The organism is Mesorhizobium sp. B1-1-7 (genome assembly GCF_006442705.1).
GTDB classification, from domain to species: domain Bacteria; phylum Pseudomonadota; class Alphaproteobacteria; order Rhizobiales; family Rhizobiaceae; genus Mesorhizobium; species Mesorhizobium opportunistum.
The window spans coordinates 77629-101682 of sequence record NZ_VFWQ01000003.1; the positions used below are offsets into that span (position 1 = coordinate 77629).

16 protein-coding genes are annotated in these 24054 nt (G+C 64.5%); 7 read left to right on the forward strand and 9 right to left on the reverse strand.

Features of this window, described 5'->3' with window-relative positions:
* Positions 1-72 precede the first annotated feature (72 nt).
* The 7 genes from ntrB to FJ978_RS05185 all read left to right on the forward strand — a co-directional run bounded on the left by ntrB (position 73) and on the right by FJ978_RS05185 (position 9542).
* Positions 73-963 carry a nitrate ABC transporter permease gene (ntrB, locus tag FJ978_RS05155; RefSeq protein ID WP_023778436.1) on the forward strand — a complete coding sequence of 297 codons (891 nt, stop codon included), beginning with the start codon at positions 73-75 and terminating at the stop codon, positions 961-963.
* Positions 964-973: 10 nt separating this feature from the next.
* Positions 974-1771 carry an ABC transporter ATP-binding protein gene (locus FJ978_RS05160; RefSeq protein WP_013893256.1) on the forward strand — a complete coding sequence of 266 codons (798 nt, stop codon included), beginning with the start codon at positions 974-976 and terminating at the stop codon, positions 1769-1771.
* Between the two features lie 4 nt (positions 1772-1775).
* Positions 1776-4226: a nitrite reductase large subunit NirB gene (gene nirB, locus FJ978_RS05165; protein ID WP_140570750.1), complete on the forward strand. Its 2451-nt coding sequence runs from the start codon at positions 1776-1778 to the stop codon at positions 4224-4226.
* 47 nt (positions 4227-4273) lie between these two features.
* Positions 4274-4603, forward strand: coding sequence for a nitrite reductase small subunit NirD (gene nirD / locus FJ978_RS05170; RefSeq protein ID WP_013893254.1), 330 nt, complete (start codon positions 4274-4276; stop codon positions 4601-4603).
* A 2-nt stretch (positions 4604-4605) separates the two neighbouring features.
* Entirely contained in the window at positions 4606-7446 is a 2841-nt protein-coding gene (locus FJ978_RS05175) for a nitrate reductase (RefSeq protein ID WP_140570752.1), read from the forward strand.
* Positions 7447-7759: 313 nt separating this feature from the next.
* On the forward strand, positions 7760-8026 hold the full coding sequence (locus FJ978_RS05180) for a hypothetical protein (protein WP_140570754.1): 267 nt from the start codon (positions 7760-7762) through the stop codon (positions 8024-8026).
* A 604-nt stretch (positions 8027-8630) separates the two neighbouring features.
* On the forward strand, positions 8631-9542 hold the full coding sequence (locus FJ978_RS05185) for a hypothetical protein (protein WP_140570755.1): 912 nt from the start codon (positions 8631-8633) through the stop codon (positions 9540-9542).
* Between the two features lie 374 nt (positions 9543-9916).
* Here the strand turns inward: FJ978_RS05185 and FJ978_RS05190 are convergent, their stop codons facing one another.
* The 9 genes from FJ978_RS05190 to FJ978_RS05230 all read right to left on the reverse strand — a co-directional run bounded on the left by FJ978_RS05190 (position 9917) and on the right by FJ978_RS05230 (position 24023).
* Positions 9917-11431, reverse strand: a complete 1515-nt coding sequence (locus FJ978_RS05190) for an aldehyde dehydrogenase family protein (protein ID WP_140570757.1) — start codon at positions 11429-11431, stop codon at positions 9917-9919.
* Between the two features lie 180 nt (positions 11432-11611).
* The gene (locus FJ978_RS05195; protein ID WP_140570759.1) at positions 11612-12886 is read right to left on the reverse strand and encodes an RNA polymerase sigma factor; all 1275 of its coding nucleotides are present in this window, start codon (positions 12884-12886) and stop codon (positions 11612-11614) included.
* Positions 12883-13257 (reverse strand): YciI family protein, encoded by a 375-nt coding sequence (locus tag FJ978_RS05200; RefSeq protein ID WP_140570762.1) that lies wholly within the window; start codon positions 13255-13257, stop codon positions 12883-12885. The genes FJ978_RS05195 and FJ978_RS05200 overlap by 4 nt, the downstream gene beginning before the upstream one ends.
* 106 nt (positions 13258-13363) lie before the next feature.
* On the reverse strand, positions 13364-14455 hold the full coding sequence (locus FJ978_RS05205) for a DNA topoisomerase IB (protein WP_140570764.1): 1092 nt from the start codon (positions 14453-14455) through the stop codon (positions 13364-13366).
* A 197-nt stretch (positions 14456-14652) separates the two neighbouring features.
* Positions 14653-15591, reverse strand: a complete 939-nt coding sequence (locus FJ978_RS05210; RefSeq protein ID WP_013893246.1) for a glycosyltransferase family A protein — start codon at positions 15589-15591, stop codon at positions 14653-14655.
* 146 nt (positions 15592-15737) lie between these two features.
* Complete coding sequence (locus tag FJ978_RS05215; protein ID WP_013893245.1) at positions 15738-16622, reverse strand: transglutaminase family protein; 885 nt, start codon at positions 16620-16622, stop codon at positions 15738-15740.
* Positions 16623-16678: 56 nt separating this feature from the next.
* Positions 16679-19090: a circularly permuted type 2 ATP-grasp protein gene (locus tag FJ978_RS05220; protein WP_140570766.1), complete on the reverse strand. Its 2412-nt coding sequence runs from the start codon at positions 19088-19090 to the stop codon at positions 16679-16681.
* 6 nt (positions 19091-19096) lie between these two features.
* Positions 19097-22459, reverse strand: a complete 3363-nt coding sequence (locus FJ978_RS05225; protein WP_140570768.1) for a transglutaminase family protein — start codon at positions 22457-22459, stop codon at positions 19097-19099.
* Positions 22460-22826: 367 nt separating this feature from the next.
* Positions 22827-24023 (reverse strand): acyl-CoA dehydrogenase, encoded by a 1197-nt coding sequence (locus FJ978_RS05230; RefSeq protein WP_140570770.1) that lies wholly within the window; start codon positions 24021-24023, stop codon positions 22827-22829.
* Positions 24024-24054 lie beyond the last annotated feature (31 nt).

Consider the following 24054-nt stretch of genomic DNA (forward strand, 5'->3'; position numbering starts at 1 on the left):
CCCCAGCGCAACGGCACCGTTCGTGCCGTCGCACCTGGCCCTCACCATCTGCCCACGGAGTTTTTCCCAGACATGTCTATCCAGACGATCGAGGACACCAAGGTGAAGGCCTTTCCCGCCAAGCCGGCCGAAGTCATCGCCTTCACGGTCAAGGCACGACGCCGCTTCGATCCGGTCGCGATCGTCGGAAAGCTGGCGAGCACCCTGGTGCCGCCGGTCGTTGTCATCGCTTTGATGCTCGTCGTCTGGCAAATCGCCTGCTCGTCGCCGACATCGAGCCTGCCGCCGCCCAGCCAAGTGTGGAACGAGGCCTACGACCTCATCGCGCATCCGTTCTTCAACAACGGCCCGCAGGATATCGGGCTGGCCTGGCGGGTGCTGATCTCGCTGCAGCGTGTTGCCATCGGCTTCGGCATGGCGGCGGTCGTCGGCGTTGCGCTTGGCGCGCTGGTCGGCCAGTCGATCTGGGCGATGCGCGGCCTCGATCCGGTGTTCCAGATCCTGCGCACCGTGCCGCCGCTCGCCTGGCTGCCGCTGTCGCTGGCCGCGTTCCGCGATTCCAGCCCGTCGGCGCTGTTCGTCATCTTCATCACCTCGATCTGGCCGATCATCATCAACACCGCCGTCGGCGTGCGCAACATCCCGCAGGATTACCGCAACGTCGCCCGCATCCTGCGGCTCAACCCGCTCGAATTCTTCATCAAGATCATGGTGCCGGCCGCGGCACCCTACATCTTCACCGGCCTCAGGATCGGCATCGGCCTGTCGTGGCTCGCCATCGTGGCCGCCGAAATGCTGACGGGCGGCGTCGGCATCGGCTTCTTCATCTGGGACGCGTGGAACTCGTCGCGGCTGCCCGACATCATCGTCGCGCTCGCCTATATCGGCGTCACCGGCTTCTGCCTCGACCGTCTGGTCGCCGCGGTCGGCGTCTTCGTCACCCGCGGCACGACGGCAAAGTGAGGAGAGCGTGATGACCGCCTACCTGAAACTCGACCATATCGACAAATCCTTCGCCCGCGGCGGCCAGGTCAGCGAGGTCCTGAAGGACATCCGGCTGACCATCGACAAGGGCGAATTCGTCTCCATCATCGGTCACTCAGGCTGTGGCAAGTCGACCTTGCTCAACCTGATCGCCGGGCTGACCACTGTGTCCGCTGGTGCCGTGCTGCTCGAGAACAAGGAGGTCGACAGCCCCGGACCCGAGCGCGCCGTGGTGTTCCAGAACCACAGTCTTTTGCCGTGGCTGACGGTCTACGAGAACATCAACTTGGCGGTGTCGAAAGTCTTTGGCCGTTCCAAGAGCAAGGCCGAGCGGCATGACTGGATCATGCGCAATCTCGACCTCGTGCAGATGGCGCATGCCAGGGACAAGCGGCCGGCGGAAATCTCGGGCGGCATGAAGCAGCGCGTCGGCATCGCGCGCGCGCTGGCCATGGAGCCGAAGATCCTGCTGCTCGACGAGCCGTTCGGCGCGCTCGACGCGTTGACGCGCGCCCATCTGCAGGACGCGGTGATGGACATCCATTCCAGGCTCGGCTCGACGACGATCATGATCACCCATGATGTCGATGAGGCGGTGCTGCTCTCCGACCGCATCGTCATGATGACCAACGGCCCGGCCGCGACCATCGGCGAGGTTCTTCCCGTGCCGCTGGCCCGCCCCCGCCGGCGCATCGAACTCGCCTCGGATCGCACCTTCCTGCGCTGCCGCGAGGCGGTGCTGAAATTCCTCTACGAACGCCACCGCTTCGTCGAAGCCGCGGAGTAGACCAATGACCGAAAAACTCGTCATCATCGGCAACGGCATGGCCCCTGGGCGCATGCTGGAGCACCTGTTGGAGCAAGCGCCGGGCCGCTACCAGGTCACCATCTTCAACGCCGAGCCCAGGGTGAACTACGATCGCATCATGCTGTCGCCGGTGCTGTCCGGTGAAAAGGCGTATGAGGAAATCATCATCCATGGCGATGGCTGGTACATCGCCAACGACATCACGCTGTACAAGGGCCACAAGATCGTCGCTATCGATCGGGCAGCGAAGACCGTCACCTCGGACCACGGCGTCACCGAACCCTACGACAAACTGGTCATCGCCACCGGCTCGGTGCCGTTCATCATCCCGGTCCCGGGCCACAATCTGCCCGGCGTGCTGACCTATCGCGACCTCGACGACGTCCAGGCGATGATGCTTGCCGCCCAGTCCAGGTCCAAGGCCGTGGTTATCGGCGGCGGCCTGCTTGGGCTCGAGGCCGCGGCCGGCCTGAGCGCGCAGGGCATGGACGTCACCGTGCTGCACGTCATGCCGACGCTGATGGAGCGCCAGCTCGATCCGGCCGCCGGCTATCTCCTGCAGCGCGCGGTCGAAGAACGCGGCATCAAGGTCGTCACCAAGGCCAACACCCAGGCAATCACCGGCAACGGCAAGGTCGAGCAAGTCGAACTCGCCGACGGCACCGTCATCCCGGCGACTTTGGTGGTGATGGCGGTCGGCATCCGGCCCAATGCGGCGCTGGCCAAGGAGGCGGGCATTGCCGTCAATCGCGGCATCGTCGTCGACGCCGGCATGCGCAGCAACGACCCCGACATCTTCGCGCTCGGTGAATGCGCCGAGGTCAACGGCATGGTCTATGGGCTGGTGGCGCCGCTCTACGAGATGGCGCGCGTTGCCGCGAGCCAGCTCGCCGGCGACGAGGCCGCTGCCTTCGTCCACATGGACACGCCAACCAAGCTCAAGGTTACCGGCATTGACCTGTTCTCGCTCGGCGATTTCGCCGAAGGCGAGGATCGCCAGGAGATCGTGCTGCGCGACGCCGCCGCCGGCGTCTACAAGCGGCTGGTGCTCAAGGACGACCGCATCATCGGCACCGTGCTTTATGGCGAGACGGCGGACGGCGCCTGGTTCAACGACCTCAAGAAGAAACAGACCGACATATCGCAAATGCGCGATACGTTGATCTTCGGCCAGTCCTACCAGGGGGGTGCCCCGCTGGACCCTATGGCGGCCGTTGCAGCCTTGCCGGATGATGCGGAAATCTGCGGCTGCAACGGCGTCTGCAAGGGCAAGATCACCAGTACGATCACAGCCAAGGGCCTGACCTCGCTCGACGACGTCAGGGCTCACACCAAAGCGTCGGCCTCCTGCGGCTCCTGCACCGGGCTGGTCGAGAAGCTGATGGTGCTGACCATTGGCGACAACTACAACCCGGCCGCCGTACAGCCGATGTGCGGCTGCACCACGCTCGGCCATGACGAGGTGCGCCGGCTGATCAAGGCCAAGGGGCTGAAGACCATTCCCGCCGTCATGCAGGAACTGGAGTGGACGACCTCCTGCGGCTGCGCCAAATGCCGGCCCGCGCTCAACTACTACCTCGTCTGCGATTGGCCGGACGAGTACGCCGACGACTATCAATCGCGTTTCATTAACGAGCGCGTCCACGCCAACATCCAGAAGGACGGCACCTATTCGGTGGTGCCGCGCATGTGGGGCGGCGTGACCAATGCGGCCGAGCTGCGCGCCATCGCCGATGTCGTCGACAAGTTCGAGATCCCGATGGTCAAGGTCACTGGCGGCCAGCGCATCGACATGCTGGGCATCCGCAAGGAGGACCTGCCGGCGGTGTGGGCCGATCTCGGCCAGGCCGGCTTCGTTTCCGGCCACGCCTACGCCAAGGGCCTGCGCACGGTGAAGACCTGCGTCGGTTCCGACTGGTGCCGCTTCGGCACGCAGGATTCGACGGGCCTCGGCATCCGCATCGAGAAATTCATGTGGGGCTCGTGGACCCCGGCCAAGGTCAAGATGGCGGTGTCGGGCTGCCCCCGCAACTGCGCCGAGGCGACCTGCAAGGATGTCGGCGTCATCTGCGTCGACAGTGGCTACGAGATCCATTTCGCCGGTGCCGCCGGCCTCGACATCAAGGGCACCGAAGTGCTCGGCCTCGTGAAGACGGAAGACGAGGCGCTGGAGCATATCGTGGCGCTGACGCAGATGTACCGCGAGCAGGGCCGCTATCTCGAGCGCATCTACAAATGGGCCAAGCGCATCGGCATCCCCGAGATCAAGCGCCAGATCATGGACGATGCGGACAAGCGCAAGGCCTATTACGAGCGCTTCGTCTTCTCGCAGAGATCCGCCCAGGTCGATCCCTGGTCGGAGCGCGTTTCGGGTAAGGACAAGCACGAATTCCGGCCGATGGCTTCGGTCGGGTTTGCCGAGGCGGCGGAGTGATGGAGATGTTTGCGCGAGGCGCAATCCTACCAAGCAAAGGCAGCGCAATGAACTGGATCGCAATAGGCACCCTTTCCGACATCCCGCGCCGTGGCGCGCGCTGCGTTGCCACGCCTGAAGGCAAGGTCGCTGTCTTCCGCACCGCCGACGACCAGGTCTATGCCATCGATGACCATTGCCCGCACAAAGGCGGGCCGCTTAGCCAGGGCATCGTCCATGGCGCCGCGGTGACCTGCCCTCTGCACAATTGGGTGATCTCGCTGGAGACGGGCAAGGCGCTCGGCGCCGACGAGGGCGCGGTCCGCACCATCCCGGTGAAACGGGAAGGCGAACATCTGTTCATCGCGCTGGAAGCGCTGGCCAGCCGCGCGGCCTGAACATGGACATTGAAGCAGCGCGCGAGGTGAGGACCACCTGCCCCTATTGCGGGGTAGGCTGCGGCGTGCTGGCGAAGGTTGCCGCGGACGGGCAAGTGTCCGTCCGCGGCGACCCCGACCATCCCGCGAATTTCGGCAGGCTCTGTTCGAAAGGTTCGGCTTTGGCCGAAACCATCGACCTCGACGGCAGGCTGCTTCATCCTGAAATCCACGGCAGCCGCGCCGGCTGGGACGAGGCGCTCGACCTTGTCGCGTCGACCTTCTCGCAAACCATCGCCGAGCACGGACCGGATGCGGTCGCCTTCTACGTCTCCGGCCAGTTGCTGACCGAGGACTATTACCTCGCCAACAAGCTGATGAAGGGTTTTGTCGGCTCGGCCAACATCGACACCAATTCGCGGCTCTGCATGGCCTCGTCGGTCGCCGGCCACCGCCGCGCCTTCGGCTCCGACACCGTGCCGGGGAACTACGACGATCTCGAGCTTGCCGACCTGATCGTGCTGGTCGGCTCCAACCTCGCCTGGTGCCATCCCGTCCTCTACCAGCGCATCGCCGCGGCCCGCGAAAAGCGGCCGGACATGAAGATCGTGCTGGTCGACCCGCGCCGCACCATGACATCGGACATTGCCGACATGCACCTGGCGATCGCGCCGGACGGCGACGTCGCCTTGTTCACCGGTCTGCTCGCCTGGCTCGGCCAGCACAATGCGCTGGACCGCGGCTATATCACCGCGCACACCACCGGCTTCGGACAAGCGCTTTTCGCCGCCTCGGCGCTCGATCTGGCGGGCGTTGCCGCAGCGACGGGCCTCGGCGAAGACGAGCTTGTCCGTTTCTACAGCCTGTTTGCCGCGACCGCCAAGACGGTGACCGTCTACAGCCAGGGCGTGAACCAGTCGTCCTCCGGCACCGACAAAGTCAACGCCATCATCAACTGTCATCTCGCCACCGGCCGCATCGGCAGGCCGGGCGCCGGACCATTTTCGGTGACCGGCCAGCCCAACGCCATGGGCGGCCGCGAGGTCGGCGGCATGGCCAACATGCTCGCCGCCCATATGGAGATCGAGAACCCCGAACACCGTGACCGCGTGCGGCGCTTCTGGAATGCACCTGCTGTCGCGCAAAAGCCTGGCCTGAAGGCGGTCGAGATGTTTCAAGGCGTGGCCGACGGGCGCATCAAGGCGCTGTGGATCATAGCCACCAACCCGGTCGATTCGATGCCGGACGCCGATGCCGTCGAGGCCGCGATCAAGGCTTGCCCGTTCGTCGTGGTCTCCGACGTGCTGGTGAGCACCGACACCGTCCGCCACGCCCATGTCCGGCTGCCGGCCGCCGCCTGGGGCGAGAAGGACGGCACTGTCACCAATTCCGAGCGCCGCATCTCGCGCCAGCGCGCGTTTCTCAGCCTGCCCGGCGAAGCGCGGCCCGACTGGTGGATCATTGCCGAGGTGGCGCGTCGGATGGGATTTGGCGAAGCGTTTGCGCATGAGACGCCGGCGGCGGTTTTTGGCGAGCATGCCGCGCTGTCGGGCTTCGAGAACGATGGCGCGCGGGATTTCGATATTGGTGCTTGTGGCTCAATTGATGCAAAGGCCTACGAGGACTTGGCGCCTTTCCAGTGGCCAGCGCCGAGCCCAGGCACCCCCCTCTGGCCTGCCGGCCATCTCCCCCGCAAGGGGGGAGATCACCTATTGTCGCGGCCTTCGCCAATCACCAGCGACGCAGGAAACCTGCCGGCGTCGAAGCTGCCAATCTCCTCCCTTGCGGGGGAGATGTCCGGCAGGACAGAGGGGGGTGTTCAAGCTGGACCTGGCCCCTCCACCACCCGCTTCTTCGCCAACGGCAATTTCTATACCCCCGACCGCAAGGCGCGCTTCATCGCCATCCGCGCCACCACGGAAATCCGCACCACACCTGACTTCCCACTCGTCCTCAACACCGGCCGGATCCGCGACCATTGGCACACGATGACGCGCACCGGCAAAAGCCCGCGTCTGTCCCAGCACATCGCCGAGCCCTTCGTCGAAATCCATCCGGCGGATGCAGAACACCATGGCATTGGCGATGCCGACATCGTGCGCATCTCCAGCCCGCGTGGCGAAGTGTTCGCGCGTGCGCTGATCACGGCCCGCCAGCGCCGTGGCAGCCTCTTCGCGCCGATGCACTGGACCGATCAGTTCGCCGCCAAAGGACGGCTCGACACGCTTACCGCGCCGCTCACCGATCCAATCTCGGGCCAGCCGGCGCTGAAACACGTCGCGGCCCATATTGAGAAATTTGCGGCCAGGGCCTTTGGTTTCGCGGTGACGCGGCAACATCCCCAGGCAATAGCCGCTCCCTATTGGGCGGCAGCCCGCTGCAAGGGTGGGTGGCGGGTCGAGCTTGCTTTCGCCGGGGCCGAGGTCGATTGGACGGGCTTTGCCCGGTCACTGTTTGGTCTGGAGCCGCGAGCAGAAATGCTTGCCTATCACGACCGCGAGGCCGGCCAGCATCGCATTGCCGCTTTTGATGGCGAGCACCTCGCCGGCGCCTTGTTCGTCGCGCCCGGTCCGGTCGCTGTGTCGCGCGTCTGGGCGGCTGAACAGTTGGAAATATCCCACGCCGGCCAACGCGAACGCTTCCGCATCGTCGCCGGTCGTGCCGGCGCCGAACGGCCCGATGCCGGCGCGACCGTCTGCTCCTGCTTCACCGTCGGCGTCAACCAGATCGTGACCGCCGTGGCGGCCGGCTGCACGACCGTCGAAGCCATCGGCGATGTCCTGAAGGCCGGCACCAATTGCGGCTCCTGCCGGTCCGAGATCCGCGCCATCATCCTGGCCAACCGCGTCCAGGCCGCCGAATGAGCTGCGTCCAAGGCGTTTGACCGGCCGCCGATCACAATCTGTCAACTTTGCGTTCCTTGCCCTCTAACGAGTTGGAACGCCCTCTATATGGATTGCAGGGCCACGAACCGCCGGCGATGAGAGGATCATCGCGACGCGACGGGAGTGGATGGCCCGCGATTGGAAAGCGATACCTTTACCGCTTTTCCGCTGAAGGGAGGCGCGACCACGCGCAGTTTCACACCGAAGATCATAGCAATCGCATCGCTTCTGGCGGCGATGCCCTTTATCGAGTGCCTACGCGGTGCATCGCCACCGGGTCGAACCGAGCGGCATGTCCGTCGAGGCAAAAGTGGTCCTGGATCAGTTGCAGGGCGTCAAGCAGGGGATTGTCGAGGCAAGGGTTGCGAAAGCGATCACCCCTGAGCAGGAGCACGACCTGATGATGCAGGCCAATAGCATTCAACGCTCGGCGACCGGCAGCGACTACCGGGTCTTGCTCAGCCAGATCGAGAAGCTGGACCAGCAGCTGCAAAACGATTCGGGCGGCGGCTTCTACATCGGCGACGGCGCCGATGGCGGCTACTACCCGAACGGCTGACGCAGGCCGCCAATGAATGTGCGGCGCCTCCGGTGAACTTCGGTGGCGTCGGCTTTGGAGCCTCCAGCCCTCTGGAATCGAAACTTCAGTCATGTTGGTCTGCGGTAGCGGCCGGAGGCTTGGCGGCGTGATCTGGCTGGCGGTCTCTGCGAAGGCATTGGCCTGAACCGGCAAACATGCCGAAGCGGCCAGCAGCATCAGCCATGTTCCACGCGCCGGCGGCCCGCCAAGAACAAGCAGGTCGCCGGCATTTTTGCCAATCACGATCTTCTTTCGATAGTCCACTCAGTCACTCGCATTTCGGAGTAGAACGCGGCAAAGCTTCGCCGCCGGGCGATGTCTTATCGCTCGTCAAAACCACGGCTGGTCTGCACCCATGTCCGAAAGGCGTGCCCCGCCGCTCGGAATGACGCGGAAACTATGCCTGGCCCTGATGAAGGTCAATTCAACGGGGGGCCGTTCGGCTGACTATCATTGGGAGGGGTTTTCCAAGCCATAGCAATCAGTTAGCGACTGGACCATGCCCCATCGCCGTAGCTCCATGCCTTGGCTGGCCTGTTCTCCACAATTGGTACGTCTGGACAGAAGTGTTGAAGACTGAAAAATGGGAAACGTAACTTCGCCATGCGAGTTTGATTCAAGCATCAGGAGACCAGCGCTGAATCTGGAAGACATAGCCCGACATCCGGCCCTGCACCGCTACGTTCAAGAACAGTCGAAGGCGCTGATCCGAATCTATGAGGAGAGCCCGCGGCTGGCGTCCATTTTTGCCACGCAGCAGCGCTGGCTGATGGGTCATGCCGGCCTGGCCATGCACTTCAGGCGCGACCCTAACGACCGCCGCAAGGAACTGACCGTATCGCGCTTCATCGAGGTTGTGCACAAGAACGAGGTAGCCAGCCGCAACACGGCAGACGCTTTCATCAAGGAGATGCTGCACTACAACATCGCCGAGTATGTGGCGGGTGGAGACGGTCGCACCCATCCCCTGCAACCGACGGCGGCCACCATCGAGAGATTCACCGGCTGGGTGATCGCCCATCTGCGCACGCTTGACCATATCGACGGCGGCGACCGGCTGGCCAGATACTTGGATCGGCCCGACATGCTTGCCACGTTGCAGCCCCTGGTGGCTGACGGCCTGCTTGCCTCAAAGCCAGTGCGCGAACCCAACCAGACCTTTTCCCTGTTCATCTGGCTCAACAATGGCGGCATCGTCATGGACTGGTTGATGTCAGGCATCGATCCCGACCATGCCGACCTGGAGCGGATTCCGACCAGCGTGGTTTCGATCGGCGACTTCGCCAAATGGCTCAAGCTGTCGCGGACCCATCTCGGCCGCAAACTGCGCACCGCCGAGGAACTCGGCAGCATCGGCTGGCTCGGCCAGCGAGGCCATTCGGTGATGTGGGTATCACACGGATTCTACGAGGAATACATGACCGTCCAGGCCGCCAAGCTGGCCGTCGTCGACGATGCCTTCAAAGCCTGCTTCCCGCCATCGCAAGGCAATTGAGCAATGCCGGGCATCGAAGCAATTCCAGGGAAAGTGTGAGACGGCTTCCCTCCCACAAACCAACGAGATCGTGCGGTTCGGCGTTTTCGTGGAACGCCGGACCGCTTGCGTCACCTCTCCGGCAGGCGGATGATCCGGGCGGCATCCCCCATACGGGAGATGCACAAATCCGGCATGGCAGGTAGACGCTTTGATTGCCGCCGCCTGTGCGGCGTTGCGATCGGTGAGAAATCCGCATGAAAAGACGCTACGAAAGGCCAACGCCGGACAAGCGCGAAAGACTCTCCAGCGTTACGGCGTTGTGTACGCCCTCCACCTGTGTCGATTGATGCTCGCCGAGCACCGACACTGATCTAGGGTAAGCCCCGACTGTCTCAATCAATGTCGAACGAGACACCCTGGGCAAGCGGCAGCGCCTTGGAATAGTTCACCGTATTGGTGGCGCGCCGCATATAGGCCTTCCACGCATCGGAGCCGCTCTCGCGGCCGCCGCCGGTTTCCTTTTCGCCGCCGAAAGCACCGCCGATCTCGGCCCCCGACGTGCCGATATTGACGTTGGCGATGCCGCAGTCCGAACCGTCGACCCCGAGGAAGCGCTCGGATTCCTGCAGGTCACGGGTGAAGATCGACGACGAAAGGCCGGCGCCAACCGCGTTGTGCTCGTCGAGCACGGTATCGAAATCCGAATATCTCATCACATAAAGGATCGGCGCGAAGGTCTCTTCCGTCACCGGCGAGACCTGTTTCGGCATCTCGACCAGCGCCGGGTGCACGTAGTAGGCGTCCGGATGACCGTTCTCGAGCCGCGCCCCGCCAGTCACCTTGCCGCCATGCGACACCGCTTCCTTCAAGGCCTTCTGCATGTTGTCGAAGGCAGCCTTGTCGATCAGCGGCCCGACCAGCGAAGAGGTCTCCAGCGGGTTGCCGACCGAAACACTTTCGTATGCCTTCTTCAGACGTGGAACCAGGGCGTCATAGACGCTGTCATGCACGAACAGGCGCCGCAGCGTCGTGCAACGCTGGCCGGCGGTGCCCATCGCTCCAAAGGCAATCGCGCGCAGCGCCATGTCGAGGTCCGCCGTCGGGCAGACGATGCCGGCATTGTTGCCGCCGAGCTCCAGCACGGCGCGCGCGAAGCGCTTGGCCAGGCGCGGCCCAACGTCCCTGCCCATACGGGTCGAGCCGGTGGCCGAAACCAGCGGCACCTTGGGATGGTCGACCAGGATCTCGCCGACCGCACGATCGCCGATCAACACCGGCGCCAGCCCCTGCGGCGCGTCCGCGCCGAAGCGCTTGACGGCGCGCTTGAAGATCGCCTCGCAGGCAAGTGCGGTCAGCGGCGTCTTCTCCGACGGCTTCCACACCACCGCGTCGCCGCAGACCAGCGCCAGCGCTGCGTTCCACGACCACACCGCGACCGGGAAGTTGAAGGCCGAAATGACGCCGACGACGCCAAGCGGATGCCAGGTTTCCATCATCCGGTGGCCTGGACGCTCGGTAGCGATGGTCAAGCCGTACAATTGCCGGGACAGACCGACCGCGAAATCGCAGATGTCGATCATCTCCTGCACTTCGCCGAGGCCCTCGGACGGGATCTTGCCGACCTCGATCGACACCAGCCGGCCGAGCTCGGCCTTGTGCGCGCGTAGTTCCTCGCCAAGCAGGCGCACCAGTTCGCCTCGCTTCGGACCCGGAACCAGCCGCCAGGACTGGAATGCCTTGTGCGCGGCATCGATGGTCTTGGCCGCCTCAGTCGGCGAGATGGTCTTCAGCGCCGCGATCTCCTCGCCCGTCACCGGGCTGCGCACGATCAGGTCGCCGCCAACAAGCGCGTCCTTGGCGACACCCAGTTTCGCCAGAAGTTCGGCCGTTTCCTTCGCTATGGTCATTTTTGTCCCTTTCAGATCCCGTTGCTCCAATGGCTTCGGTCAGAGCTTCGCGCCCAGTTACCCGCCTGCCGGCTGGCATCTCGGGCACAGTCATGGCGTGGCATTACGCGTTTCAGGGGGAAATCGCCACCCCGGCATGGTCCAAGCCCAACCTGCACGATTGAGCCAGGCAGACGGAGCTCAGTTTGCCTTTTTTGCCGGCGCGCGCACGGCGCCGTCCTTCATCAAGCGGTCGATATGCATGCGGATATGGGCCGCTTCGGCCGCCGTATTGGCAAGCGCGATGGCGCGGTCGAAAGCGATGCGCGCCTCGTCGCCCCGGTCGAGCTGCATCAACAGCCCGCCCTTGAGGCCGAAGAAGTGGAAATAGCCGGAAAGCCTCGGCTCCAGCGGTTCGATCATGGCAAGGGCTGCTTCCGGGCCGCTCACCTTGGAGACCGCAACCGCGCGGTTGAGCGTCACCACCGGCGATGGCTGCATCTGTTCGAGCAGGCCGTAAAGCAGATCGATCTCCACCCAGTCGGTATCCTCGGCCTTCGTAGCCCGGGCGTGCAGCGCCGCGATCGCCGCTTGCACCTGATAGGGACCGGGCTTGCGATGGCGCAACGCCTTGTCGACCAGCGCCAGCCCTTCGTCGATCATCTTGCGGCTCCACAGGCCGCGATCCTGGTCCTCGAGCAGCACGATCTCGCCGTCTTCGTCGAAACGGGCCGGCGCGCGCGCATGCTGCAGCAAAAGCAGCGCCGTCAGCCCCATGATCTCCGGTTCGGCCTGGAACAGCCTGAGCAGCAGCCGAGCCAGCCGGATTGCCTCCTCGCAGAGCGGTGCACGGGCTGGCGCCTCGCCGCTGTTGGTCGAATAGCCTTCGTTGAAGATCAGGTAGACCATGGCCGCCACCGCAGCCAGCCGTTCCGAGCGCTCGACCGCGCCCGGTGTCTCGAACGGCACGCCGGCGTCCGCGATGCGTGCCTTGGCACGGGTGATGCGTTGTTCCATGGCGCTTTCGCCGACCAGGAAGGCGCGCGCGATCTGCTTGACGGTGAGACCGGAGACGATGCGCAGCGCGACGGCGATCTGCTGTGTCGCGGGCAAGTCAGGGTGGCAGCAGATGAACAGGAGCCGCAGGATGTCGTCGCGGTAATGCGCGCCGTCCAGCCGCTCGGCGATATCGCTTTCGGCATCCTCCAGATCGGAGATCTGGTCCTCTTCCGGCATCGGCGCCTGTTTGGCGCGCTTGCGCACCGCGTCGATGCCGCTGTTGCGGCCGACGAAGATCAGCCAGGCCGCCGGGTCGCGCGGTGGCCCGTTCTGCGGCCAGTTCTTCAACGCCCTGAGGCAGGCATCCTGGAAAGCTTCCTCCGCGGTATCGAGATCGCGGAAATAGCGCAGCAGCGCTCCCATCGCCTGCGGGCGGGCGGCACTGATCGCGGAGCTGATCCAGGCAAGTTCGGTCATACGGCAATCCTGCTGGGATTGAAGATGGAGACCGGCCGGATCTCGTAGGAACCGCCGCTCGGGTTGACCTCGGAGAGTTCGCGCGCGAATTCGACCGCCTCGTCGAGATCGGCGCAATCAAGCGTGTAGAAGCCGAGGAACTGTTCCTTGGTCTCGGCGAACGGCCCGTCGATGACGACCGATTCGCCCTTGACCTTCCGCAGCGTCGTCGCCGCCGTCGTCGGCAAAAGCCGTGCCACCGGGCCGAGCCGGCCGGCATTGGCGTATTTCTGCTGAACGTCGAGGAGATCGGTCATGACCTTGTCGTCCTGCTCCTTGCTCCAGGAGCAGACGACGTCTTCGGAGGCATAGCAGAGGATGGCATAAAGCATGGGCGGTCCTTTTCTGTATCAAAGGACGAAACAGTAAGGCCGATCCCGACATGACGTCGATAAAAAAATCCGACGGCTTTGGATTTGGCGCCGCTGGCAACCGCAATCAACCTTCATGTGCCCTCAACCATCTCAGCACGAGCGCTTCCTCCTCGTCGAGACAGTCGATGGAACGCTTGCGCCTGTTGGCTTCGGCTATTTCGGCAAGTAGGCGCCCCTGTGACCAGGCTTCGAGGACCCGCGGGTGGATATAGCATTTTCGGCAGACGGCGCGAGTGTTGCCCAACCGCTCGGCCACCTTGTCGATGACGCTGTTCATCACACGCTTTTGCTGCGCCTGGCTTTCGGGCAATTCCGTCTGCGCAAACAGCGAAGCGGCACGGATGGTGCCGCCCCATGTGCGGAAATGCTTCGAAGTGAATGCGTCGCCCGCGGCCTGCCGGATATAGAGGTTGATGTCCTCCGAACGGACCGGCCGTCTGTTGTCGTCCTCGTCCAGGTATTGGAACAGTTTCTGGCCAGGCAGGTCCTGCGCGCCCCGTACGATCCCGGCGATGCGGCGATCGACCAGTTTCAATTTCCATTCCTTCCCGGACTTGCCCTTGAAGGCGAACCGCAGGCTCGATCCCTTGATGTCGACATGCCGATCCCGCAATGTCGTCAGTCCGAAGCTCTTGTTGTCGCGGGCGTAGGCGGCATTGCCGACGCGTATCATCGTGTTGTCGAGCAGCCAGACGACCGCGGCGACGACGCGTTCCAGCGGCAGGCCGTGGCGGCGCAGGTCGCTGTCTATCCTGCGCCTCAATTCCGGCAGGCTTTCGGCGAAGGCGACGAGGCTCGAATATTTGGCGCTGTCGCGTTCTTCGGCCCATTGTGGATGATAGCGATACTGCTTGCGCCCCCGCTGATCCCTTCCGGTCGCCTGGATATGCCCATTGGCGTCGGGCGAGATCCAGACATCCGTCCACGCCGGCGGGATGACGATAGCCTCGATACGTGCCCTGGTGGCATCCGAGACCGGTCGCCCGTCCGGTCGCTCGTAGGAAAATCCCTTGCCTGCCTTCAGCCGGCGAATACCGGGCTCGGCATCGCTGACATAGGTCAGCGCAGCGTGCTCGGCCGAGGTTTGTGCCCCGTTCTTCGGCGCAGCGCCGCTGTCGGCCGACATGCCGCGCGATAATCCGGATCTCCGCAGCATGACGGCTCCACGCAAATACCCGTACATAAGCCGTTGGCTGACCGCTGGTTCCACCGCCGGCCGCAAAGTCGATGGTAACCGACATCCGTCGGCCGGCGAGATGCAGGGGAATCCAGAGCAATTCCAGGAAAAGTATGAAACGGTTTCCCGGGAAAAGCGCAGCGCTTTCCCTTTGGGAGTTGCGTCAAAAGAAAGAGTTAGAGGGCGCCTTGCAGCTCTATCCGTGGTGCCGACAGACGGCACCGTACGGCGAGCTTCAGCCTGTAGCGCAGGCAGCGCCAGGCTTCCGACCGCCGCTTCGGCGCGGCTGCGGCCACCGCCAGGAAGCGCGCGGCGGTGTCGAGATCGCCGCGTGCATAGTGGACGCGCGCGATCTTGAGGGCGACAAGCCCCTCCCTCGTCTTCAGTGCCGAGACTGGGATGTTGCAATCGGTGAGCGTGCGCAATTCCCGGCGCCACTCCAGGAAGCGCCGCACCGGGTTGATCGCGAAACGATCGTCGGAACGGGCCGGCGAAACCTCATAGACCATGACGGGCTGCGGGATCATGGCCAGCGACGCCTTGCTCATCAGCCGCGCCCAGAACAGCGTGTCCTCGTCATAGGCAAGGCTGACCGGAAACCGTGTTTCGCCGATCAGGCGCCGAGATGCCAGCACGCTGCCAACGGCCACCGAACGTATATCGCCTTTGACATAGGCCGAAGCGTTTGCGAGGCAGGCGTCCTGATAGCCGTTCGGCACCTTGATCTGCCGGTCCTGGCCATTCACGCGTCGGCGGTAGGCGCCAACGATCATGTCGGCTTTCGGCTGGCTCTGGGCCTGCCGCAGCAGCGCGCGCAATCCACCTTGAAGATGCAGGTCGTCGGCGTCGATCAGATATACCCAGGGATGAAGCGCCTGCGCCAGCGCCCCGTTGCGGGCGCCACCGGCATCGCGGCAGTCGGCCGGCAACACGCGTAGCGGCAGCGACAGTTGCGCCGCCGCCCGCCTTGCGACCGCCGCCGTGTCGTCCGTCGATGCGTCGTCGACCAGCAGGATCTCGCCGATGACCTCGGCCTCGCCCCGCAGCGACGCCAACGTTGTCCCAATGGTAGCCGACGCGTTGTGGGCAGGAATGACGACGCTGACCGCTTTCAATTACAAAATCCCGCGCCTGCGCGCTCTAGCAGTATAATGGCTGTGCCCTCGAAACGAACATAGAATAGCGGCCCCTTCGATGTTTGAGAAGCCGCTTCATCCACCGCATTTGCAGCGACAGGGTGCGCCTCCTGTTTCGGTCCGCCTCACGCCTTTTCAAGGGCGACCGGAATGACGTCGACAGCCTGCTCGCCGACCTGCCCGCCGGTGGTCTTCAACACACCGACGATCGGTGCCACGTCCGAATAATCGCGGCCGAAGCCGACCGTGATATGGTCGTTGCTGGCCCGCATGCCGTTGGTCGGGTCGAACTCCTGCCAGCCGGCGTCGCGCCCGCACCACACCTTGACCCAGGCGTGCATGGCATCGGCGCCTTCCAGCCGCGGCTTCCCCTTCGGTGGAATGGTGCGCAGGAAGCCGCTGACATAGCCGGCCGGAATGCCGAGCCCGCGCAGTCCGGCGATCATGATGTGCGAAAAATCCTGGCAAACGCCGCGCTTCAACCGGAAAGCATCGCTGGCCCGGGTCCGCACCGTGGTCGCCTCGCCATCATAGGTGAAATCGCGATGGATGCGGTTGCACAGGGTCATCGCAGTACCGGCGGCCGAATTGCTGACGCTGTCCTGCGCATAGGCGGTGATCGCGGCATCGATGCCCGCATGGCTGCTGGCAGTCAGAAAGTGATGCGGCGAGGCAGACGCCAACGACCGCACCACGGCGAGTTCCTGCCTGAGCCGGCCGATATCGGGCGACACATCGAGCCCCGGCTCGGGCCGCGACACCGAGACGCGTGCGCTCATCCTGATGTCGAGCGCGTCATGCGCGTCGCGAAAGGCGATCGAGGTAACGCTGTTGCCGAAGAAGTCAGAGAAATCCGACCGTTCGTTGGGCGCCGGCGCAAAGGACAGGGATGCCGCAATGACGCGCTGCACGCCGGAAATCGTCGACGGCAGAACACGGATCTGATGACGGCCGCCGCCGGCCGCGGCTGCGTAGTCGTAATGGAGATGAAGCCTGATGTCGTAAAGCATGCGCCACTTTTCTTGTCTTGGCTCGGGTTCCGGTCGCAAAACCGTGCGATCCGGGCCTAGCCGAAATAGGCCTTCGAAAGGCTGCTGTAGAGGCCGCCTATCTCGCTGGCGAGATCGTCCAGAGCCTTTGCCGTCATGTCCGACGGCTCCTTGATGGCGATGGCCGTGTTGAGCTGCAGGATCTCCTTCGCCGCCGGCGACATGTGTCCCTCGCCGCCGACCGAGGGCAACAGGCCGATCTCGGCCTTCAGCCTTTCGAGCTGGAACAGGATCGAGCGCGGATTGAGCGGATCGAGCGCCAGAAGATCGATCACCGTACGACGGCCAGCCTGCACCGGATATTGCCGGCGATGGGTCATCACGCTGTCGCCGATCTCCAACATCATGTCGAGCGCGCCGTCCGGCGCCTTGGTGCTGGTCAGCCGGGCGAGCGTGCGGGCGATCTGGATGCCGCGCTCCAGCCGCCGGCCGATCTCGAGGAAGCGCCAGCCGGCGAAGCGGTACATGTTCTCGTGCAGCAGGCCGGAGAAGCCGGCAAGCTTGCGCAGGATGACGGTCATTGCCCGCGTCGCGTCGTCGCCCGGCGACACCGTCGTTGCGAACTGATGGATGGTCTTCGACAGGTCCTTGAGCGCCAGCCAGCCATCCGGCGAGAAGCGGTCGCGGATCTGCCCGGCGCTATAGACGGCGCTGTCCAGCGTGCCGATCAGTCCCGACGGTATAGCCGTTTCGACGTCGATGCCGAACGGTTCGAGATAATCCCTGATGTCGGCCAGCAGCGGCATGTCCGGATCGGATGTTTCGGCAAGCCGCACGTGATAGGCGCGCAGGATGCGCACCGTGTCTTCCGAGCGTTCGATGTAGCGGCCGAGCCAGGTCAGGTTTTCCGCAGCGCGGCTGGGCAGGCTGCCTGGCCTGGTGCGGTTGAAGCTGTCGCCCTCCTGCGGCAGCAACGTTTCGCGCTCCACCGGCCGGTCGCTGACCACCCAGACGTCGGCCGCCTGGCCGCCGCGCTGCATGGCAATCGCCGTCGGGTCGAGCGACAGGCCGACGCGGGCAAAACCGCCCGGCATGACCGTCCAGCCCTCGGGCGTGCGCGCCAGATAGACGCGCAGGCTCGCCGGCCGCGGCTCCAGCCAGCCGCCGACATAGACTGGCGTCGTCGAAAGCGTCACCGCTTCCTGGCCGACGAAGGCGGCGCCCTCGCGTTCGATGTGCGCCACCAGCTCCGCCCGCTCGCCGGCCGACAGCGCCGAGCCGAGCCTGGTCTGGCCGTCATCCTCGAAGGCAAGCCTCGTCGACAGTGCCGGGCCGATCACCATGCGGTCGATATTGGCAAGCACGTGGGCCCGTTCCGATTGTTGCCCGCACCACCATGTCGCCACGCTGGGCAACTTGAGTTCCTCCCCGCGCAGCTCGCGCGCGATCTTGGGCAGGAAGCCGAGCAGCGCCCGCGTTTCCATCAGCCCCGAGCCCAGCGCATTGACCGTCGCAACCGCACCCTGGCGGATCGCCTCGACCAGCCCCGGCGTCCCGATCTGCGAATCCGATCTCAGTTCCAGCGGATCGGCGAAAGCGGCATCGAGCCGTCGCCACAACACGCTGATCGGCATCAGGCCCGACACGGTGCGGACCATCAGCCGGCCGCCCGAAACGGTCAGATCCTCGCCTTCGAGCAGCATGATGCCGAGGTAGCGGGCGATATAGGCGTGTTCGTAATAGGTTTCATTGAGCGGCCCCGGCGTCAGGATGGCGACGCGGCCGTCGGTTTCCTTGGCCATGCCGATCAGCGCATCGCGGAAGCGGCGGAAGAAGCCCGCGAGCCGGTGCACATGCATCTCGCCATAGATGTCGGACAGCGCGCGCGTGGTGGCGACGCGGTTCTCCAGCGCGAACCCGGCGCCGGACGGCGCCTGGGTGCGGTCGCCCAGCACCCACCAGCTTCCGTCTGGTCCACGGCCAAGCTCGAAGGCGCAGAAATGCAGGAAATGGCCGCCGGCCGGCTTGGTGCCGACCACCGGCCGCAAATATTCCGGGCTGGCGGCAATCAGTCCCGCCGGCAGGATGCCCTTTTCGACGAGCCGGTTCGGCCCATAGATGTCGGCGATGGTTTCCTCGAACAGCTCGGCGCGCTGGACAAGGCCGGCGCTGATGTCGGCCCATTCGACGTCTTCGATGAGCAGCGGCACATGCGCCAGCGGCCATTCGCGTTCATTGGCGCCGGCCTTGTCATAGACGCGGTAGTAGACGCCGGCATCGCGCAGATACTGGTCGGCGCGGGCGAACCGCTGGCCGAGCTTTTCGGCGCCGAGCTCGTCGAGCGCCTCGATGAAATGCTTCCAGACCGGGCGGGGATTGCCCGACGCATCGACCATCTCATCGACGACGCCGTCAATCGGCTGGTAGTGCTCCAGCAAGCTGTGGGTCTGCGGCTTGCCGCGTACCCTTCTGTGATTCCCCTTTGCCATCGCTGATCAGAGTCTTGCCGGCCGCCGAAGGTCAAGGGTCATCGGGAAATCTTCCGCCGGTTGTTCCTCGCGCAGCACATAGCCCGATGGCGTGTGGCCGCGCGGTTCGAAGCGGGCGAGCCGCCGTGCCTCCGCCTCGTTGCCGTTGACCGGGAAGGTGTCGTAATTGCGCCCGCCGGGATGGGCGACGTGGTAGACGCAACCGCCGACCGCCCGGCCGGACCAGCGGTCATAGATGTCGAACACCAGCGGCGTGTTGACCGGCAGCGCCGGATGCAGGCCGGAGGCCGGCTGCCAGGCCTTGAAGCGGACGCCCGCCACCGCGATCTCGCGGTTGTCGGTAACCTTCATCGGCACGACACGGCCATTGCAGACGATCGCATGACGCTCGGGGTTGAGACCCTCGGTCTTGACCTGCAGCCGCTCGACCGAGGAATCGACGAAGCGCACGGTGCCGCCGATGGCGCCCTGCTCGCCCATCACATGCCACGGCTCCAGCGCCTGCCGCAGCTCCAGCTTGATGCCAGCATGCTGGACCTCGCCGCAGAAGGGAAAGCGGAATTCAAGCTGGGCGTCGAACCATTCGGGACGGAATTCGAAGCCATTGAGGTTGAGGTCGTCCAGCACATCGAGAAAATCCGCCCAGACATGATGCGGCAGCATGAAACGGTCGTGCAGCGAGGTGCCCCAGCGCACGAAGCGCCCGTCGAGCGGGTTTTTCCACGCGCGAGCAATGATCGCCCTGACCAGCAATTGCTGTGCCAGCGACATACGCGCGTTGGGCGGCATCTCGAAGCCGCGGAATTCGACCAGCCCAAGACGCCCTGTCGGACCGTCCGGCGAAAACAGCTTGTCGATGCAGATTTCCGAGCGGTGCGTGTTGCCGGTGACGTCGGTCAACAAATTGCGGAACAGCCGGTCGACCAGCCACGGCAGAGGTGCGGAGCCGGTATCCGGATGCGGCACCTGCGCCATGGCGATCTCGAGCTCGTAGAGCGAATCGTGACGCGCTTCATCGAAGCGCGGCGCCTGGCTGGTCGGTCCGATGAACAGGCCGGAGAACAGATAGGACAGCGAGGGATGCCGCTGCCATTGCAGCACAAGGCTCTTCAACAGATCGGGCCGGCGCAGGAACGGACTGTCATTGGGCGTCGCGCCGCCGACCACCACATGGTTGCCGCCGCCGGTGCCGGTATGGCGGCCGTCGATCATGAACTTGTCGGCGCCAAGCCGCGTCAGCCGCGCTTCGTCATAGATCGCCGTAGTTGTCGCCACGCAGTCCTGCCAATTGGCAGCTGGATGGATGTTGACCTCGATGACGCCCGGATCGGGTGCCACGCGGATGACGTTGAGGCGAGGATCATGCGGCGGGCCATAGCCCTCTATATGCACGGGAAGACCAATCGCCTTTGCTGCATTCTCGGCTGCGGCGACCAGTTCGAGATAGTCCTCCAGCGCCTCGACCGGCGGCATGAAGACGCACAACCGTCCATCGCGCGGCTCGACCGAGAGCGCCGTGCGCACCGCGCCGCCGATCTCGGTGATCTCCTGCTCGACCCGGTCCTGCTGTCCGGTCGCGGCGGTAAATGAGGCAGCCTGCTGGCGCCGCGCCATCTCGTCGGCGCCTTCAAGCTCGGCTGGCGCGGGCCCTGGCAACATGGCTTCACGCGCGGGCAACGGTCCACGCGGCAGCGACGGATCGACCGGCACGATGTAGGGGAACTGCGCCGGCGGCACGTGAGGAAGCGTGCCGAGCGGCAGCCGATAGCCGACCGGTGAATCGCCTGGCACCAGGAACAGCCGGCCGCGCCGCGTCGTCCATTTTTCGGATCGCCAGCGAGGGTCCGAGGCCTGGCTGTTCCACCGCTGCACCGGCAGCACGTAGCCAGACGGCTTGGTCAGCCCGCGCTCGAACACCTTTGCCATGCGGCTGCGTTCTTCCGGGTCTTCCAGCTTGGAGTTCGACGGATCGACATTCTCGGGCAGCTTGCCTTCCTTGAGCAGCCATTCGGCCGGGTCCTCATAGGCTTCGCTGACCATGGACGTGTCGATGCCAAGCTCATCGGCGATCGCCGTCAGCAGGTTTTCCGCCTGCTGCGGGCCGACATTATCGGCCGCGCTCTTTTCGTGCGCGATCAGCGATGGGTCGCTCCATACCGGCTGACCGTCGGTGCGCCAGTAGAGCGAAAAGGTCCAGCGCGGCAGGCTTTCGCCGGGATACCATTTGCCCTGGCCATAATGCAGGAAGCCGCCGGGCGCAAAGCGTTCGCGCAGCCTTCGGATCAGCGCATCGGCCTTTTCGCGCTTGGTCGGCCCGACGGCGGCGGTGTTCCACTCGGCGGATTCAAAATCGTCGATCGACACGAAGGTCGGCTCGCCGCCCATGGTCAGCCGTACGTCCCCCGTCGCCAGTGCGGCATCGACCTTGTTGCCGAGAGCGTCGAGCGCCTGCCAGCTTTCATCGGAGAACGGCTTGGTGATGCGCGGATGCTCGGCGATGCGGTCGACCCGCATGTCAAAGCCGAACTCGACATTGGCGAAACTCGCCATGCCGGAAATCGGTGCTGCATTGCGGAAATGTGGCGTTGCCGCCAACGGCACATGGCTCTCGCCGGTGAGCAGGCCCGAGGTAGGATCGAAGCCGATCCAGCCGGCGCCGGGAAGATAGACTTCGCACCAGGCGTGCAGGTCTGTGAAATCGACAGCGGTGCCGGCCGGCCCATCGAGCGCCACCAGATCCGGCTTCAGTTGGATCAGATAGCCCGAAACGAAGCGCGCGGCGATGCCCAGATTGCGCAGGATCTGCACCAGCAGCCAGCTCGAATCGCGGCACGATCCCTTGGCCGCGGCCAGCGTCTCCTCCGGCGAGAACACGCCGGTCTCCATGCGCACGATATAGGCGATCTCGCGCTGCAGCCTGGCATTGAGATCGACGAGGAAATTGACCGTATTTTCCGCGCTGCGGTCGATGGTGTTGAGGAAGGCCGAGAGCAGCGGTCCCGCTGGCTCCGGCGTGCGGTAAATGGCGAGGTCGTCGCGGATCTCTTCCGGATATTCGAACGGAAATGCCTCGGCGGACGGCTCGACGAAGAAATCGAACGGATTGTAGATCGTCATGTCGGCGACGAGATCGACCTCGATCTTCAGTTCGCTCACCGGTTCCGGAAACACGAAGCGAGCGAGGAAGTTGCCGTAGGGATCCTGCTGCAGGTTGACGAAGTGGTTCGCCGGCTCGATCTTCAGCGAATGGCTCAGCACCTTGGTGCGGGAATGCGGCGCCGGTTGCAGCCTGATGATCTGAGGACCGAGCACCACCGGCCGGTCGTATTTGTAATGGGTCAGGTGATAGACGGCTGCCAGAATTGCCATAGGGCCCCGGAATTCAGCGTTTCAAACGAACGCTAGACCCTGACACAGATAGTAGCCGATCTCCAAGCGGATGTTGCGGTGCACCCAATCGAACGCCTTGTTTCGTCGCCCCAAGCCTTCCCGACCCCGAGCAGTTCGACCCCCACTCCGTCTCGGCTTCGCCGAGCCACCTCTCCCCCGATCGACGGGGTAGAGGAAAGGCGCGACCTATTCCGGCTGGCTCCCTTCCTCTCCCTCCGGAGGGGGGAGAGGTGGCTCGGCGAAGCCGAGACGGAGTGGGGGAAGGCGGCCCTCAATCGCGCGGCCTTTGGTAACGCGATCAGCAATCCATTCAGGCGCGTACATTGCCTGCATGGTGCTGACCGGCTCAGAAAAACGCCTGTATCCCGGTCTGCGCCCGTCCCAAGATCAGCGCATGCACGTCATGCGTGCCCTCATAGGTGTTGACCGTCTCCAAATTCTGCGCGTGGCGCATGACGTGGTAGCCGATCTGGATGCCGTTGCCGCCGTGCATGTCGCGGGCCTGGCGGGCGATGTCGAGCGCCTTGCCGCAATTGTTGCGCTTGACGATCGAGATCATCTCCGGCGCCATCTTGCCCTCGTCCATTAGCCGCCCAACCCTGAGCGAGCCCTGCAGGCCAAGCGCGATCTCGGTCTGCATGTCGGCGAGCTTCTTCTGGAACAGCTGCGTGCCGGCGAGCGGCTTGCCAAACTGCTTGCGGTCGAGGCCGTATTGGCGCGCCCGGTGCCAGCAATCCTCGGCCGCACCCATGGCGCCCCAGGAAATGCCGTAGCGCGCCCGGTTGAGGCAGCCGAACGGGCCACCAAGGCCCTTGGCGTTGGGCAGCAAGGCGTCCTCGCCGACCTCGACGCCTTCCATCACCACCTCGCCGGTGATCGACGCGCGCAGCGACAGCTTGCCGCCGATCTTCGGCGCCGACAGCCCCTTCATGCCCTTTTCCAGCACGAAGCCGCGGATTTCGTCCTTGCCGTTGTCACCCTTCAACTTCGCCCAGACGACGAACACGTCTGCGATCGGCGCGTTGGAAATCCACATTTTGGAGCCGGTGAGCTTGTAACCCTCGGCGATCTTCTCGGCGCGCGTCTTCATGCCGCCCGGGTCCGAGCCGGCATCCGGCTCGGTAAGGCCAAAGCAGCCGATCCATTCACCCGACGCCAGCTTCGGCAGGTATTTCTTGCGCTGCGCCTCCGAGCCATAGGCATGGATCGGATACATCACCAGCGACGACTGCACCGACATCATCGAACGATAGCCGGAATCGACACGCTCGACTTCCCGCGCGACCAGCCCGTAGGTGACATAGTTGGCGCCGAGCCCGCCATATTCCTCTGGGATGGTGATGCCGAGCAGACCCGCCTCGCCCATCTCGCGGAAGATGCCGGCATCGGTCCTTTCCTCGAGATACGCCTCCTCGATGCGTGGCGCGAGTTTGTCAGCGGCAAAGGCCGCCGCGCCGTCCCGCACCATGCGCTCGTCTTCCGAAAGCTGGTTCTCGATCAGGAACGGGTCTTCCCAGACGAATGCATTCTTGTCGGCGGCCATGGCGTCTCGATCCTCAAAACGGGTGAAGTCC

What these genes read in the sequence shown, in the direction of transcription:
- ntrB (WP_023778436.1), top strand. Translation starts at nt 73, where the DNA reads ATGTCTATCCAGACGATCGAGGACACCAAGGTGAAGGCCTTTCCCGCC.
- FJ978_RS05160 (WP_013893256.1), top strand. Translation starts at nt 974, where the DNA reads ATGACCGCCTACCTGAAACTCGACCATATCGACAAATCCTTCGCCCGC.
- nirB (WP_140570750.1), top strand. Translation starts at nt 1,776, where the DNA reads ATGACCGAAAAACTCGTCATCATCGGCAACGGCATGGCCCCTGGGCGC.
- nirD (WP_013893254.1), top strand. Translation starts at nt 4,274, where the DNA reads ATGAACTGGATCGCAATAGGCACCCTTTCCGACATCCCGCGCCGTGGC.
- FJ978_RS05175 (WP_140570752.1), top strand. Translation starts at nt 4,606, where the DNA reads ATGGACATTGAAGCAGCGCGCGAGGTGAGGACCACCTGCCCCTATTGC.
- FJ978_RS05180 (WP_140570754.1), top strand. Translation starts at nt 7,760, where the DNA reads ATGTCCGTCGAGGCAAAAGTGGTCCTGGATCAGTTGCAGGGCGTCAAG.
- FJ978_RS05185 (WP_140570755.1), top strand. Translation starts at nt 8,631, where the DNA reads ATGGGAAACGTAACTTCGCCATGCGAGTTTGATTCAAGCATCAGGAGA.
- FJ978_RS05190 (WP_140570757.1), bottom strand. Translation starts at nt 11,431, where the DNA reads ATGACCATAGCGAAGGAAACGGCCGAACTTCTGGCGAAACTGGGTGTC.
- FJ978_RS05195 (WP_140570759.1), bottom strand. Translation starts at nt 12,886, where the DNA reads ATGACCGAACTTGCCTGGATCAGCTCCGCGATCAGTGCCGCCCGCCCG.
- FJ978_RS05200 (WP_140570762.1), bottom strand. Translation starts at nt 13,257, where the DNA reads ATGCTTTATGCCATCCTCTGCTATGCCTCCGAAGACGTCGTCTGCTCC.
- FJ978_RS05205 (WP_140570764.1), bottom strand. Translation starts at nt 14,455, where the DNA reads ATGCTGCGGAGATCCGGATTATCGCGCGGCATGTCGGCCGACAGCGGC.
- FJ978_RS05215 (WP_013893245.1), bottom strand. Translation starts at nt 16,622, where the DNA reads ATGCTTTACGACATCAGGCTTCATCTCCATTACGACTACGCAGCCGCG.
- FJ978_RS05220 (WP_140570766.1), bottom strand. Translation starts at nt 19,090, where the DNA reads ATGGCAAAGGGGAATCACAGAAGGGTACGCGGCAAGCCGCAGACCCAC.
- FJ978_RS05225 (WP_140570768.1), bottom strand. Translation starts at nt 22,459, where the DNA reads ATGGCAATTCTGGCAGCCGTCTATCACCTGACCCATTACAAATACGAC.
- FJ978_RS05230 (WP_140570770.1), bottom strand. Translation starts at nt 24,023, where the DNA reads ATGGCCGCCGACAAGAATGCATTCGTCTGGGAAGACCCGTTCCTGATC.